7 protein-coding genes are annotated in these 15,139 nt (G+C 65.4%); 4 read left to right on the top strand and 3 right to left on the bottom strand.

The features are described 5' to 3' along the window. Nucleotides 1-160 precede the first annotated feature (160 nt). Nucleotides 161-1,519: a serine/threonine-protein kinase gene (locus tag PX52LOC_RS32060; RefSeq protein WP_168219337.1), complete on the bottom strand. Its 1,359-nt coding sequence runs from the start codon at nt 1,517-1,519 to the stop codon at nt 161-163. A 340-nt stretch (nt 1,520-1,859) separates the two neighbouring features. On the opposite strand from PX52LOC_RS32060, the gene PX52LOC_RS32055 reads away from it, so the two are divergent. Then, on the top strand, nt 1,860-3,956 hold the full coding sequence (locus tag PX52LOC_RS32055) for a molybdopterin-containing oxidoreductase family protein (RefSeq protein ID WP_149113902.1): 2,097 nt from the start codon (nt 1,860-1,862) through the stop codon (nt 3,954-3,956). A gap of 6 nt (nt 3,957-3,962) precedes the next feature. Here PX52LOC_RS32055 and PX52LOC_RS32050 read toward each other — a convergent pair whose 3' ends face one another. Both PX52LOC_RS32050 and PX52LOC_RS32045 read right to left on the bottom strand, forming a co-directional pair. Next, on the bottom strand, nt 3,963-5,432 hold the full coding sequence (locus PX52LOC_RS32050; RefSeq protein ID WP_149113901.1) for a DUF1501 domain-containing protein: 1,470 nt from the start codon (nt 5,430-5,432) through the stop codon (nt 3,963-3,965). A 13-nt stretch (nt 5,433-5,445) separates the two neighbouring features. Then, on the bottom strand, nt 5,446-8,190 hold the full coding sequence (locus tag PX52LOC_RS32045) for a DUF1553 domain-containing protein (protein WP_149113900.1): 2,745 nt from the start codon (nt 8,188-8,190) through the stop codon (nt 5,446-5,448). Nucleotides 8,191-8,356: 166 nt separating this feature from the next. On the opposite strand from PX52LOC_RS32045, the gene PX52LOC_RS32040 reads away from it, so the two are divergent. The 3 genes from PX52LOC_RS32040 to PX52LOC_RS32030 all read left to right on the top strand — a co-directional run bounded on the left by PX52LOC_RS32040 (nt 8,357) and on the right by PX52LOC_RS32030 (nt 15,137). Further along, nucleotides 8,357-11,098, top strand: coding sequence for a M16 family metallopeptidase (locus PX52LOC_RS32040; RefSeq protein ID WP_149113899.1), 2,742 nt, complete (start codon nt 8,357-8,359; stop codon nt 11,096-11,098). Nucleotides 11,099-11,482: 384 nt separating this feature from the next. Then, nucleotides 11,483-12,067 (top strand): RNA polymerase sigma factor, encoded by a 585-nt coding sequence (locus PX52LOC_RS32035; RefSeq protein WP_168219336.1) that lies wholly within the window; start codon nt 11,483-11,485, stop codon nt 12,065-12,067. Then, nucleotides 12,060-15,137, top strand: a complete 3,078-nt coding sequence (locus tag PX52LOC_RS32030) for a serine/threonine-protein kinase (RefSeq protein ID WP_149113897.1) — start codon at nt 12,060-12,062, stop codon at nt 15,135-15,137. The genes PX52LOC_RS32035 and PX52LOC_RS32030 overlap by 8 nt, the downstream gene beginning before the upstream one ends. The last annotated feature ends 2 nt before the right edge of the window (nt 15,138-15,139 follow it).

The following is a 15,139-nucleotide window of genomic DNA, read 5'->3' as shown; positions in this document are numbered from 1 at the left end:
GAGCGAGCAACTGACAAATGATGGGCCGGGCGAGAACCGGCAGACGTGGCATCAGTATACTTCAGCGGATACGCCAACGACGATGGTAAAGGGTGACGGCCGGGAGAAATTGTTCGGATCAGTGGAATATTCCTCACCCAAAAGCGGCCGCCGTTCCATGTCAGCGGAGTCCGTAAACAACGGCCGCCGCAATTGCAGCCACGAGCAACCCCGCACCGAGAGCGACGACGAGCCAACGCTTGCTGCCCACCGGAGTTACGGGCAATTCCATCCGGGGAGACGAGTCCTGAATCATCTGCGGGGAGTCGGGGTGAAGCAGGAGTTCCGCACTTTCCTTCGACATTCGCGACGAGCGTGTTTGTAAGGTCGCTGTGTGAGTGGACCGGCCGGTCGGAACTTGGTCCTGACTGATGGGCTCGTCGAACCGAATGTGCTCTCCGCTTGACGACGTCGACGAGTAGCGGGAAGAACTGCTGCCCGCCGTGCCGCGGTAACTCGCGTGAACGGCACTCGCACGGTTCGCCTTCATGGCCGAACGAACCCGGTCCGCGTGGCCCATCATGCTGAGTACGGCCGGGCACAGGTCCGGCATCTCGTGGTCCGGCGGCGGCGAGATCGGTTCTTCCGTCCACGGGGCCAGAGCCTCGGCGACTTCGAGCGGTGTCTGGTAGCGGTCGTTCGGGTCTTTCTGCAGCATCTTCTCCAAAACTTCGAGCAACTCCGGCGGCACGTCGGAACGGTAATCCGCGACCGGCTTGGGGTGCTGCGTTTGCTGGAAGACGAGCTTCTGCGCGATCGTGCCGTCCGGGACCGGCGAGTGCCCGGTCAGCATGAAGTAGAACGTCCCGCCGAGGGCGTAGATGTCCGCCCGGATGTCCACGACGTTGGAAAGAGCCTGTTCCGGCGCGAGGTAGTCGGCCGTGCCGAGGACGCACTTGTCGTCGTACTTGGCGGTGAGGTTGTCGTTCTTGTCGTTGAAGAAGCGGGCGAGCCCCATGTCGAGGATCTTCACGATACCGTTACGATCCAGCAGCACGTTGCCCGGCTTGATGTCGCGGTGGACCATGCCGAGTTCGTTCGCGTGGTGCAACCCGATGGCCGACTGTGCGACGTAGTGGGCTGTCCGAATCGGGTCGATTTGGCCGAACCGGGCGACGATCTCCTGCATACTCGCCCCGTCGACGTACTCCATGACGAGGAAGTGCAGGTTGTCGGACTTGTCGATGTCGTGGGCGCGGACGATGTTCGGGTGATCAAGCGCGGCAACCGCGCGGGCCTCGCGATAGAACCGTTCGAGGTTCGAGGGGTCGCTGAGCTTTTCGAGGGGCAGCACCTTCACGGCAACGACGCGCTTCATGAAGACGTGTTCGCACAGGTACACCGCCCCCATGCCGCCGACGCCGATGAGTTCGAGGAGTTTGTACTTCCCCGCGACCATGAACCGCTTGTACCGGCCGAGTCGGAGCTGCTTGGCCTGAAATCGCGTGAGAAGGCCGGCCCGCAACAAAATGGCCGTCATTTCGTCAATCGAATGGGCGGATTCGCCCTCAATCCGCATGCGGTCGAGTTCGGAATTGAGACGATCGTCCGACACCAATCCGCTTTTGCGGATACAGTCGAGATAATCCGTTACGCTCGCGGGGGCAGGCATGCACGCGAACCCAGTGTGATGTCAGGTACTCTGACAAGAGAGAAGATCGTTACAGACTTCCTGTAATGTAGATAATCTTGTCTTGGCCGAGAGCAACCTGCAAGCAACAACAAGTGATTTTTTACTCCTTTTATTCCGACTGTACGGCAATTAACTGTGCTGACCGTACCGAGAATGGACAAAAATCCTTCTGAGAGTGAAGTTTTCCATGCAACAGGAACTTTTGCAAGTCCGGGCCGTGTGTCCGCTCGACTGCCCCGATGCGTGCGGTCTCGTGGTGACGGTCGATCCGGTTCAACAAAAGGCGGTCAAACTCCGTGGCGATGCGGACCACCCGTTCACGCAGGGCTTCCTCTGTCGCAAGGTGAATCATTACCTCGAACGGGTGTACCACCCCGAGCGATTGCTCCATCCTCTGAAGCGGGTCGGGCCGAAGGGGAGTGGCCGTTTCGAGCGAATCGCCTGGGACGAAGCCATTGACACGATTGCCGGGCGGTTGAAGCAGGTCATCGGCGAGTTCGGGCCACAGGCCGTGTTGCCGTACAGTTACGCCGGCACGATGGGCAAGATTCAGGGGTCGAGCCTGGACCGGCGATTCTTCCACCGCCTCGGAGCATCCCTGTTAGATCGCACCATCTGTTCCACGGCCGGCTCCGTCGGGTGCGGTATCACCCTCGGCGTCGGTATTCGGGCGGCGGTCGAACCCGAACAGGCCGTGAACTGCCGGTACATCGTCAACTGGGCATCGAACACCGTCGCCACCAACCCGCACTTTTGGGCGATCCAACACGAGGCCCGCAAGCGGGGCGCGAAGATCGTAACCATCGACCCGTACCGTTCGCCGACGGCCGAGAAGTCCGACTGGTGGCTGCCGATCCGCCCCGGTACCGACGCGGCCCTCGCCCTCGGCGTCATGCACATCATCTTCCGCGAAGGCTGGCAGGATCAGGACTACCTCGATCAATACTGCCTGGGGGCCGATGCCCTGCGGCAGCGGGCGCAAAACGAGTACACGCCAGAAACGGTCTCCCGGATCACGGGCCTCTCCGTCGCCGAGATCGAGCAGTTCGCGAAGGAGTACGCCTGTTCGCGGCAACTGTTCGGTGGCCCCGCCTTGATCCGATTGAACTACGGCCTTCAACGGCACGGCGGCGGGGGGATGGCCGTGCGAACCGTCGTCTGTCTGCCGGCCGTCACCGGCGACTGGCGCTACCCCGGTGCGGGGGCGTTCCTGAGTACGAGTCGGCAATACCCGTTTGACGTGTTCGCCCTCGAACGGCCCGACCTGATCCCGGCGAAGACTCGCGTGGTCAATATGGTGCAGCTTGCGGAAGCCCTGCACGGCGAACTGCCGGGGCCGCCGGTGAAGGCCCTCGTCGTCTACAACACGAACCCCGCCACCGTGTGCCCCGATCAATCGCGGGTCGTGTCCGGTTTTCGGCGGGACGACTTGTTCACGGTCGTGCTGGAACACTTCCTGACCGACACGGCCCGTGAAGCCGACATCGTGTTGCCCGCGACCTGCCAGCTGGAACACTGGGACATCATGGGCAGCTACGGCCACCTGTACGTGCAAGCCAACCCGCCCGCGATCCCGCCGCCCGGAGAGGCAAAGCCGAACACGGAAATCTTCCGCCTCCTGGCCGCCGCGATGGGGTTCGAGCGGGAACTGTTCGAAGCCTCCGACGAGGACCTCTGCCGACAAGCCCTGACGGACTCCGGCGGATTCGCGGGAATCACCTTCGACCAGTTGCGTGAGGGCCAGCCGGTTCGTTTGAACCTCCCGACCGATTGGGCCCCGTTCGCCCAAGGAAATTTCGGCACGCCGAGCGGCAAGTGCTATCTCTTTAACCCGAACGAAGAGGCGGCCGGCCGCGACCCCTTGCCACACTACATCCCGCCGCACGAGGAACCGCAAACCCAGCCTCAACTCGCGGCGAAGTACCCGCTCCAGATGATTACGCCGCGGAATGCGGCGTTCCTGAATTCGACCTTCGTGGAAGTCGACCACCTCCGGCGTCAGGCCGCCGAGCCGACCGTGAACCTTCACCCCGACGACGCTGCGGTCCGCCTGATCGAGAATGGAGACGCCGTGACGATCTTCAACGACCGTGGCCGATTCCGTGCACGGGCGAGCGTCGGTGACAGCGTCAAGCCCGGCGTCGTTGTCACGCACGGCGTCTGGTGGAGCCGGTACACGCCGGACGGGCAGAACTCCAACGCGCTGACGAGCACCGCCGTCACCGATTTCGGCGGCGGCGGGACGTTCTTCGATAGCCTCGTAGAGGTCACGCGGGCGAATTAGCCAACGTCAGGCGAGGACGTTCGAGATGACTTTGCCGTGCACATCGGTGAGGCGGCGTTCGATGCCGTTGTGGTAGAACGACAGCCGCTCGTGGTCGAGGCCGAGGAGGTGCAAGATCGTCGCGTGCAGGTCGTAGATCGTGGCCACGTTCTCGACGGCGTGGTGGCCGAACTCGTCGGTCGCCCCGTGGCTGAACGCCCGCTTTACGCCGGCCCCGACCAGCCAGACCGTGAACCCCTTCGGGTTGTGGTCCCGGCCGCTCGCCCCCTTCTGGAACGTCGGCATCCGGCCGAACTCTGTCACCCACACGACGAGCGTGTCTTTCAATAACCCCGACCGCTTCAGGTCTTTCAGCAGGGCGGCACACGGCTGATCGAAGACCGGCGCGTGGACGTCGTACTGCTTCTTCAACTCGCGGTGCCCATCCCAATTGCCGACGCCTTCGCCCATCGCGTATGAGCCGTTGAACAGTTGCACGAACCGCACGTCGCGTTCGAGGAGCCGCCGGGCGAGCAGGCAGTTGCGTGCGAACCCGGCCTTCGTCTTGTTCTTGTCCCTCGTCCCGTACTCCTCGTGGACCGTCTTCGGCTCCTTCGACAAGTCGGCCACTTCGGACGCGCGGAGTTGCATCTTCGCGGCCAGTTCGTGGCTGGCGATCCGGGCGGCGAGTTCCGAGTCGCCGGGCCGGGTTCGCAGGTGTTCGTCGTTGAGCACCTTCAGGAAGTCGCGCGTGGCGGCGTCGGCATCGGCTGCGATGCCGGCCGGCCGGGCGAGGTTCGGGATCGGCTTGTCGGCGGTGAACGCCGTCCCCTGGAAGACGGCCGGCAGGAAGGCGCTGCCCCAGTTGTTCGGCCCCACTTGCGGCACGCCCCGCGGGTCGGGGATGGCGACGAACGCGGGCAGGTCCCGGCACTCGCTGCCGAGGGCGTAACTCACCCACGCCCCGGCGCTCGGGAATCCGTCGAGAGTGAAGCCGGTGCTCATCTGGTTCTCGGCGGGGCCGTGGGTGTTGCTCTTGGCCGTCATCGAGTGGATGAAGCACATCTCGTCCGCCAGGTCCGCCAGCGTCGGGAAGAGATCGGACACCATCTTCCCGCTCTGGCCGCGGGGCTTGAACGCCCAGATCGGTTTCACGAGGTTGCCGTTCGCCCCCTGGAACGTGACGAGTTTCTCACCACCCGGCAGGGGTTGGCCGTCCCGCTTCACGAGTTCCGGCTTGTAGTCGAACGAATCGAGGTGGCTGACTGCCCCGGAACAAAAGATCGTCAGTACACGTTTCGCCTTCGCCGGGAAGTGCGGCTGGCGGGGCAGCAGTGGCGCGTCGGGCTTGACCTCTGGGCGCAGCGGTCGGGCATCGTTGGCGAGGAGGTTTTGTTCCGCGAGCAATGCGGCCAGCGCGATCCCGCCGAGCCCGCTACCGGCGTGAGCGAGGAAGTGGCGGCGGTCAAGCATCAAGCGGCCGGTCGGGGAGAGCATGTCAACGCCCACGTCAATCGAGGTACAGGAACTCATTCGCGTTCAACACTGCCCGGCACAACGCTGGTAGGCCGTGATCCTTCACGAGCGCGACTGCCGCCGAAAACTCGCGATCGCTCGGCGGCCGCTGGAACGCGAGGGTGAACACCCGCTTCACTCTCGCGTTCGGCTCCGCCCCGGCGTCTTTCTCGACCCGCTCGGCCAGGAACCCGGCTTGTTGCAGGAGGAACGTGCTGTTCAGCAGGTTGAGTGACTGCAACGGCGTTGTCGAGCGGTTCCGCTTCGGGGCGATCTGCCCGCCGTCGGGGCAGTCGAAGACGCCGAACGTGTCGTCGAGTTGCATCCGCGGCTTCATCTGATAGATCATGCGGCGGAACTCGGCCGGGCCGAATGTTTTCTTCGGCGTGAACACGCGGACGTAGTTCGAATTCGGCTCGAACAGGTCGAAGCCCGGCCCGCCCATCGTCAGGTCCAGTTTGCCGCTGACGGCCAGGATCGAATCGCGGATCGCCTCGGCCTCCAACCGCTGCGGCGGGTACCGCCACAGGAATCGGGCTTGAGCGTCTTTCGCGAGGCCGTCTGAGGAAGCCGCCGATGACTGCCGGTACGCCGTCGACGTGACCATCAAGCGGTGCAACTGCTTGAGGGACCACTTGCGCTCGATCAGTTCCGCCGCGAGCCAGTCGAGCAACTCGGGGTGCGTGGGCTTCGCCCCGTTGCGACCGAAGTCACTCGGCGTGTCCACGAGGCCGGTGCCGAAGTGGTGCTGCCAGAGGCGGTTGACGATCACCCGCGGCGTCAGCGGGTTGGCCGGGTCAATCACCCAGCGGGCGAACGTCGCCCGGCGGTCGGCGTCGGGCGCCGTTGCCGGCATCGTGAGCGGCGAGCCGATCTCGGCGAGCGCGGCCGGGCTGACGAGTTCGCGCTTCGCCGTCGCGTCGCCGCGGTGGAGGCGGTACGTCGGTTCCGGGGTCGTGAGCCGCCCGGCGTACACCCGCTCGGCCCGCAGCAGGTCCGCGAGCCCGGCTCGCAAGTCGCGGAGTTGCCGGCTGAGAGCCGTCCACTCTTTGCGGTCGCGATCGTTCAAGCCCGGCGGCGCGGGCGAACCGCTTCCCATCGGCTCGCGGTCGTCGGACGAGGCGACCACGGTCCACCTCTCGCCGTCGGTCGAGGTGTCGATGCGGTAGCGAGTGGCCAGGCGGTCGGAGAATTGTTCCTCGCGGTCACGGCCCCAGACGACGCGGTCGATCTCTGTTGGCTCGGCGAGTTCGACCGTCACCCGGCCGCGACCGGGTTGACCGCTGATCCAACTGCGGCCGTTGCCGTACTTGCCGTCGTTGAGGTGCTCTAGGCGGTGACGGTCCGAAGCGGGATAGTTCCCGGCCGACCGTAGCGTGGCCCCGAACGATGCGAGGGCGACGTTCTTCACGTCCGGCCCGGTCGAGAAAATCTCCAACTCGTCGAGGCACGGCTCCGCACTGTTCGTGGCGAACACGACGAATCGCACGAACTTGGCCCGGATGGGTTGAAACCGCTCCACGTTGACGCGGGCGTTCACCGGCGATCGCCGGGCGTCCGTCGCCGCGGGGTCGGCCAGCGGTTCCAGGTCTTCGAGCCGGCGGGTCGTGTCCGCGATCTCGGCCCGGATTTGCGCGACCTGTTTTGCACGACCGGCCCGTTCAGGGCTTTTCACTTCGCGGTCTCCGTGCCGCACGCCGGCGAACACGGCCTTGACCCGGTAGTAGTCCACCTGAGAGATCGGGTCGAACTTGTGCGCGTGGCACCGGGCACACCCGACCGTCAGGCCGAGGAAGGCCGACCCCGTGGTGGCGACCATGTCGTGCAGTTCGTCGGCTCGCTGCTGGGCGGTCAGGACCGGGTCCGGGCTGGTCACCTGATCGGACGCGCCGGCCACCAGGAAGCCCGTCGCGGCGTCGGCCCCGACCGTGTCGCCGGCCAACTGCTCGAACGCGAACCGGTCGTAGGGCTTGTCGTCGTTGAGGCTCTTGATGACCCAGTCGCGGTACGGCCAGGCGTTGGGCCGCGGTTGGTTCATCTCGAAGCCGTGACTCTCGGCGAACCGCACCACGTCGAGCCAGTGCCTTGCCCACCGCTCGCCGTACTGGGGCGAGGCGAGGTAGCGGTCCACCAACTTTTCGTAAGCGTCCGCGGTCGGGTCGTTCCGGAAGGCGTCGACTTCCGTGGGCGTCGGGGGCAGGCCGAGGAGGTCGAACTTGAGTCGGCGGATCAGCGTGCGGCGGTCCGCCGGCGGGTTGAACGTCAGCCCGAGGGTTTGCAACCGCGATTCGAGGAAGTGATCGACCGGATTGGGGCGTTTCGGGAGGGGCACGGGCGGCCGGTTCAAGGGCTGGAACGACCAGTGATCGGACCCCGCCGCGGCCTCTTTTGCATCCGGCCAGGGTGCCCCGGCTTCGATCCACCGGGTGAGGAGTTGGATTTGCTCGTCGGTGAGTGCCGGCCCGGTCGGGGGCATTCGCTCGGCGGGGTCGCCGTTCCGGGCTTTTTTAAGGAGCAAACTCTCGGCGGGCTTGTGCGGGGTGATGGCCGGCCCCGAATCGCCACCCCGGATCGCGTCGGCTTTGCGGTCGAGGCGGAGGCCGCCTTTTTGCTTGGTCGCCCCGTGGCACGCGCTGCAATGCCGGGCGAACAGGGGCGCGATCTGTGCGTCGAAATCCACCGCACCGACAGCCGATCCGGGCACGGGGGCAAACAGGATCGCGAGAAAGAGTGGCGTCATACGAGCAGAGGGGCAGGGCGGCGGGATTTCGTTCGCCTGAGTGTATCACTCGGCGGCCGTCCCTTCAACCACTCCGGCCGGCACATCGAGCCTCGCGGTTCCCTCGCTTCCCGAAACGGCGAATGTCCATACACCACTCGCAACTGTGATCGTCAGGAGTGAACTCATGTCATTCGTTTGTCGCCGACTGGTTGTCGGAATCTCGTTGGCCCTCGCGGCGTCGCCGCTGGTGGCCCAGGAAACCAAACTGCCCGCCGGCGTGACGTTCGTCACCACCGTCGAGGGCGTGTCCGAGTACAAGCTCGCCAACGGCCTGCGCGTCCTCCTCTTGCCCGACGCGAGCCAGCCGAAGGTGACGGTCAACTGCACGATCTTCGTCGGCAGCCGGCACGAGGGGTACGGCGAAACCGGCATGGCCCACCTGCTCGAACACATGGTGTTCAAGGGCTGCCCGAAGTTCCCGGACGTGCCGAAGGCCCTCCGCGATCACGGTGCGAACTTTAACGGCACCACCTGGGTGGACCGCACGAACTACTTCGAGACGATGCCGGCGACCGACGACAATCTGGAGTTCGGCATTGAACTGGAAGCCGACCGCCTCGTGCGGAGCTTCATCAAGCGGGAAGACTTGATGAGCGAGTTCACGGTCGTCCGCAACGAATTCGAGAGCGGCGAGAACAGCCCGACCCGCATCCTCAGCCAGCGGATCGCGGCGACCGCGTTCGAGTGGCACAACTACGGCAAGAGCACCATTGGCAACAAGACCGACATCGAGCGGGTTCCCATCGACAACCTGCAAGCCTTCTACAAAAAGTACTACCGCCCCGATAACGCAATGCTCATCGTGGCGGGCAAGTTCGACGCCGCGAAGGCGCTCGGGCTGGTGTCCACGCACTTCGGGCCGCTGAAGAACCCGGCCACGCCGATCCCGACGACCTACACCGAGGAACCGCCGCAGGACGGCGAACGAATCGTCACCCTGCGGCGCGTCGGCACCGTCGGGGCGACCGGCGTGGCGTATCACGTTCCCGCCGGTCCGCACGCCGATTTCGCAGCCGTCGAGGTGCTGGAAGACGTCCTCACGGCGGCCCCAAACGGCCGCGTTTACAAGGCTCTCGTGGAAAGCAAACTGGCGACGGACGTGAACGGCAACGTCTTCGCCTGGCACGACCCGTCGCTACTGGAGATCACCGCGACTTGCGAACCCGCCAAGACCGAGGCGGCCCGCGACGCGCTCGTCGCGACGCTGGAAAACCTGGCAACGAACCCGGTCACGGCCGAGGAAGTCGAGCGGACGAAGCAGAAGGCGGCCCTCTACCGCGAGCGGGCGCTTTCGAACAGTCAATCGTTCGCCGTGCAGATCAGCGAGTGGGCCGGGGCCGGCGACTGGCGGCTGTTCTTCGTCCACCGCGACCGCACCGAGAAGGTGACCGCCGCGGACGTGAACCGCGTAGCGAAGGAGTACCTGATCCGGTCCAACCGAACCATCGGCGTGTACGTGCCGACGGCCGGCCCGGAGCGGGCGACCGTCCCGGCGGCCCCGGCCGTCGCGAGCCTCGTCGAGAACTACAAGGGCCGGCAGGCGATGGCGGCCGGCGAAGCGTTCGACCCGACTCCGGAGAACGTTGAGAAGCGGGTCAAGCGCGGCACGGCCGGCGACGGGGTGAAGTACGCCGCCCTGGCCAAGAAGACCCGCGGCGAGACGGTGAACCTCACGCTCACCCTCCGCTTCGGCAACGAGGAATCGCTGAAGGGGCAAGTGACCGCCTGCGACTTCGTCGGCCCGATGCTCACGCGGGGGACGACCACGAAGACTCGACAACAGATCAAGGACGATTTCGAGAAGCTGAACGCGACGGTCAGCATTACCTCAACCCTCGGCCAGATGGCCGTGACGATCCAGGCGAAGAAGGCGAACTTGCCGGCCGTACTGCAGCTGCTCGGCGACGTGCTGCGGAATCCGGCGTTCGAGGCAAAGGAGTTCGACGTCCTCAAGCGGCAGCAGGTGGAGTCGTTGGAAGAGGGCAAGACTGAACCGCAGGTGTTGGCCAGCTACGCGCTGCGGCGGAAACTGACGGCGTACCCGGCCGACGACGTGCGGTACGCCCCCACGCTGACCGAGGCGATCGACCGGACGAAGGCCGTGACGGTGGAACAGGTGAAGGAGTTGTACATCAAGCAAATCGGCGGGACTGTCGGCGAGCTGGCGATCGTCGGCGACTTCGACGAGGGCACGGCGGTCGCCGGCGTGACCGCCATCCTCAAGGGCTGGAAGAGTGACACGGGCTTCAAGCGGATTCAGCGGCTGCCGCAGGATACGCCCGGCGGTACCGAGAAGATCAACACGCCGGACAAGGCGAACGCCGTGTACCTGGCCGCCTTGTCGATGCCCCTGATTGACACCGATCCGGATTATCCGGCGCTGAGCGTTGGCAACTACCTGTTGGGCGCGGCCCCGTTGGCCTCACGGCTAAGCAACCGCGTGCGGGGCAAGGACGGGCTGTCTTACGGCGTCGGGTCGATGGTAAATGCGTCGCCGGTGGACAAGTCGGGACAGTTCATGATCTTCGCGATCACGAACCCGAAGAACATGGCGAAGGTCGATGCGGCCATCGCGGAAGAGATCGCGAAGTTTCTCAAGGACGGCGTCAGCGCGTCCGAGTTGGAGGACGCGAAGCGGGCGTACATCCAGTCGGAGAAGGGCCAGCGGGCGAGCGACGCGGCGTTGGCCCGTCAACTGGCGACCTCGCTCTTCGCCGGGCGGACGTTTGAGTACTACGCCGAGATGGAGAAGAAGATCGAGTCCCTCCAACCCGGCGACGTGAAGCGAGCGTTCGACAAGCTCGTCGAGCAGAAAAAACTCCTCATCATCCAGGCGGGTGATCTGGAGAGCAAAGAGAAGAAATAGGCATGACCTCGATTCGATAGCCGCTTCGAGGGCCGTTCCGACGAGCATGGGCCAAGCGGCCGGTGACAACGCCGGCCGCACTCATTTCTCCAGGCAGAGCCGTCCGTATCCTCACCCTCTTGTCGCCCGCTTGTCCCATCGGCGTAATGCGCCATGCTCCTGAATTTAGGTCCGGCAATGTGTTCCATTCGAACATGGAGCCTCGGATTTCTGGCCGCTTTTCGACTCGGGTAGAAGAAGTGATGCGGTGCAGGATCTTTCCTTTCGATATTCGTTATCTGCCCGCTTAAATTTCCCTCTCTCCGTTCCGTTCGGTTCTAGCCTCTGATCATTAGCGACTTTCTTGGATTAATTGCGATCGGGAACTTGGGTTCGGGCAGGCCCGTGGAATCTCTCACCGACAGACCTCCTCATGACAGAGCGGTCGGGCCGTCCGACGACGGCCTCCTCGACCTCATTCAGCACGGTGATCGAGGGGCGGCCGGGGAACTCTACCAACGTTACGCAGACCGGTTGCGGGAGATCGTCGGCCGGCGGCACCCGGACCGATTATCCGACGCGGATGACGTCCTCCAATCGGCCTTTCGCACTTTCCTGGCGGGAGCAGATCAGGGCCACTATCACGTGCCCGACGGTTCCGACTTGTGGGCGTTGCTCGTTACGGTCGTCTTGAACAAACTTCGCAGTCACGCCCGGAAGGCCGTCGCCGCCAAGCGAGTCCTCCCGCGGGCGAACACGTCCGCGGCATCGAACTCGGCCACCGCATCGGCCGATCCGGCCCTTGCGGCAACCGTCCGCGACGTGATCGAGTACCTGCCGCCACCCGAACGGGAGGTGGTGGAACTCCGCCTCGCGGCGTACTCCGTTCCAGAAATTGCTCAGAAACTCGGGCGCTCCCGGCGCACGGTCGAGAGAAACCTTCAGAGTTCTCGCGACCGGCTGACACAACTCGGGGTCGGGTATGACTAACGCGGCAACCGTGAATGCACCCGGTGCGACCGGGGTCGAGAGGCGGATCGAAGCGTTCGAAGCCGCGTGGGAGGCGGGGGCGTCGGTGGACGTGGTCCGCTTCCTCCCGTCGGAAGACGATCCCGACTACCTCCCGACCTTGTGCGAACTCATTCGCGTCAGCCTCGAACTGAGTTGGGCCCGCGGGCGCCCCCTCCAGGTGACGGACTTCCGACACCGCTTCCCGGCCGTGTTCGCACGGCCCGACCTGGCCGGGGCCATCGAGTTCGAAGACCGGAGGCTGCGTGCGCAGTTTCCGACGCTCGCGGGGACCGGGTTCGTCGAACTTACGCCGATGCCGGCGGGGGAACGTATTTCCGGGGCCGCGGGTCAGAAAGCAATTGCCCCGCCCGACCGCCCGGTCCTCCCCGACGCCGGCGAACTGTTCCACGGATTTCAACTCCGAGAGGTGTTGGGAACGGGAACCTTCGGCCGCGTGTTCTTGGCGCACCAGCGGGCACTCTCCGACCGGCCCGTGGCGCTCAAGGTCATGGCCCAGCCGAACCGGGAAGCGCAGAACCTGGCTCGGCTTCAGCACACCAACATCGTCCCCATTTTGTCGGCCCATCAGTTCGGCCCGCTTCAGGCCGTGTGCATGCCGTACTACGGGCGGACCACGCTGAGGCAGGTACTCGATTCCGTTCGGGGTCTCAAAGAGCTTCCCACCTCGGGCCGGGAACTGATCAGCACCTTGCGGGCGAGCGTGACCGCGACGGAAGTCGATTCACCCCGACAACCCGCGGTGCCGGACCGAAGTCCGATCATCGCGACCGTCGCCCCCGCCCCGACGCGGGAGATGCTCGCCGACTTACCGTACGGCGAGGCCGTCGTCTGGATCATGGCCCGCTTGGCCGACGGGTTGGCCCACGCCCACTCGCGCGGCATCCTCCACCGCGACTTGAAGCCGGAGAACGTCCTCTTGGCCGACGACGGCCAACCGATGCTCCTCGACTTCAATCTGGCCGACGACGGTTCGGGCGGAGGCTCCGGCCGCGTCGGCGGGACGCTGATGTACATGGCCCCGGAACACCTGCGGGCGTTCACCGGGGATCGAAGTCAACCCATCGACGCCCGGAGTGACTTGTACGCGCTCGGGCTGATCTTCTACGAACTCCTCTCCGCCCGCCACCCGTCGCCCGTGGGATCCGGCAGCGGCAATCCCGTTGAGGCCCTTCAGGTTCTGCGACAGTCCCGCCCGCTTTCCCTCCGCAGTTGGAATCCCGACGCGAGTGCGGCGGTGAACGCCGTCGTCCTCCGGTTGCTGGAGCCGAACCCGGCCGACCGCTACCAATCGGCCCGCCACCTTCAGGAAGACCTGGACCGCCACCTGGCGCACCTGCCTCTTTTGCACATCTCGGAGCCGTCGCTGGTCGAGCGTGCCCAAAAGTGGTCGTGGCGGAACCCCCGCGCGGTGCCGACCGTCGGGTTGTCGTTGGCGGTTGTCGTGGCCCTGGGGTTGGGGGCTGCGGTTTTCAAGCACGACCGTGCTCGTCGGCACGCCGAAGTGAATGCTCTGGCGAGTGCGACGGCCGTTCAGGAGGCCCGCGAAACAGCCGAAGCCACCGCTCTGCACGCCGCTTTCCGGAAAGACCTTCAGACGGCGCGGGTGTTGTTAACCGCCTGCGCCGGCGACCCGGCCACTCAGTCGGCCGGAACCGCCCGCGTCCGGGACGCGCTCGGCCGCTATGCCGTGTTGGACAATTCGAAATGGGAAGAAGAGACCGCGGTCAGCCGCCTGGGCGTGGCGGATCGTGAAGCCTTACGGGCGGAGGTGGGCGAAGCCCTCTTTCTGCTGGCTCGCACCGCTGAAAGGGGTGGCGACCGGGCCGGTGCGTTCCACTTCCTCGGCCGCGCACAAGACTGTTTCCCGCCGTCCGCCGTCCCGGCCGTTCTGGGGCGCGAGCGGGCCGAACTTGCGGGGCAGTTAGGACACGCCGAAGAGGCACGGCAACTCCGGGACGCGCTGGCGTCGGCGCGCGACGCCGGTCCGAACGATGCGTACCTGGAAGGCGTGGGGCAAGCGATCACGGGCCGGTGGGCCGAGGCGGTCGGCCCGCTTGAGATGGCGTGCCGGCTCGACCCGCAGCACCTCGCGTCCACCTTCGCCCTCGGCTACACCTACGACGCCCTCGGGCGGGACGCGGAAGCCCTGGAGTGCTACCGGGCGTGTACCGCGCTGCGGAAGGACTTCCCCTGGCCTCACTTGAACCGCGGCATCATTTACCTCCGGCGTGGGGAACACGGCCGCGCCCTCGCAGACCTTGATGAAGCCGTTCGCTTGGCCCCGGACTGGGCCGATGCGTACTTCACCCGCGGCACGCTCCACCAACGGATGGGATCGTTCGCGAAGGCTCTGGCGGATTACAACGGGGCGGAAGAACTCCACACGCCGCGAACCCGACTGTTCTTCCTGCGGTCGCAAGTGCGGGCGAAGTTGAACGACGCGGCCGGTGCGGCCGCCGACCGGGCCAAGGGCCTGGCAACGCCCCCGGCCGACGAGAGCGATTACCTCGCCCGCGGCGTGGCGTACCTGCCCGCCGAACCGAAGAATGCCCTCGCGGATTTTGAACAAGCGGCCGTGTTGAACCCGCGGTCGCTGACGGCTTACCAGAACAAGTCACACGTCCTTTCCACGTACCTTCATCGCGACGCGGAGGCTGTCAAAACCCTCGACAAAGCTGTGGAGACATATCCCTCCTTCGTGCCGGCCCGCGCCGGCCGGGCCGTTCTCCTGGCGCGACTCGGCAAGCGGAAGGAGGCGCAGCGGGATGCCACTGAAAGCCTTCGCCGGGACACGTCTCCCTTCACGCTGTACCAACTCGCCGGCGTTTACGCGATCACATCGAAGGACCACTCCGAAGACCGCCGCGAAGCCCTGCGCCTACTGGCTGCGGCGTTCACCGCGGGGTTCCGCGATTTCACCGCCCTCGACGGCGACCACGACCTCGACGCGATACGAGGCCGAACGGAATTTTCCGCCCTCGTCGCCGAATTTCGACCCACTGCTGAGGTTTCGAAGGAAAACCACTAAAC

The sequence above is a fragment of the Limnoglobus roseus genome (assembly GCF_008254045.1).
GTDB lineage: Bacteria > Planctomycetota > Planctomycetia > Gemmatales > Gemmataceae > Limnoglobus > Limnoglobus roseus.
The sequence above is the reverse complement of the archived record's forward strand: the minus strand, read 5'-3'. Positions and strand labels throughout refer to the sequence as shown.

Bases quoted from the DNA above. Each gene is read 5' to 3' on its own strand.
- PX52LOC_RS32055 (WP_149113902.1), top strand. From the start codon at position 1,860: ATGCAACAGGAACTTTTGCAAGTCCGGGCCGTGTGTCCGCTCGACTGC.
- PX52LOC_RS32040 (WP_149113899.1), top strand. From the start codon at position 8,357: ATGTCATTCGTTTGTCGCCGACTGGTTGTCGGAATCTCGTTGGCCCTC.
- PX52LOC_RS32030 (WP_149113897.1), top strand. From the start codon at position 12,060: ATGACTAACGCGGCAACCGTGAATGCACCCGGTGCGACCGGGGTCGAG.
- PX52LOC_RS32060 (WP_168219337.1), bottom strand. From the start codon at position 1,519: ATGACGGCCATTTTGTTGCGGGCCGGCCTTCTCACGCGATTTCAGGCC.
- PX52LOC_RS32050 (WP_149113901.1), bottom strand. From the start codon at position 5,432: ATGCTCTCCCCGACCGGCCGCTTGATGCTTGACCGCCGCCACTTCCTC.
- PX52LOC_RS32045 (WP_149113900.1), bottom strand. From the start codon at position 8,190: ATGACGCCACTCTTTCTCGCGATCCTGTTTGCCCCCGTGCCCGGATCG.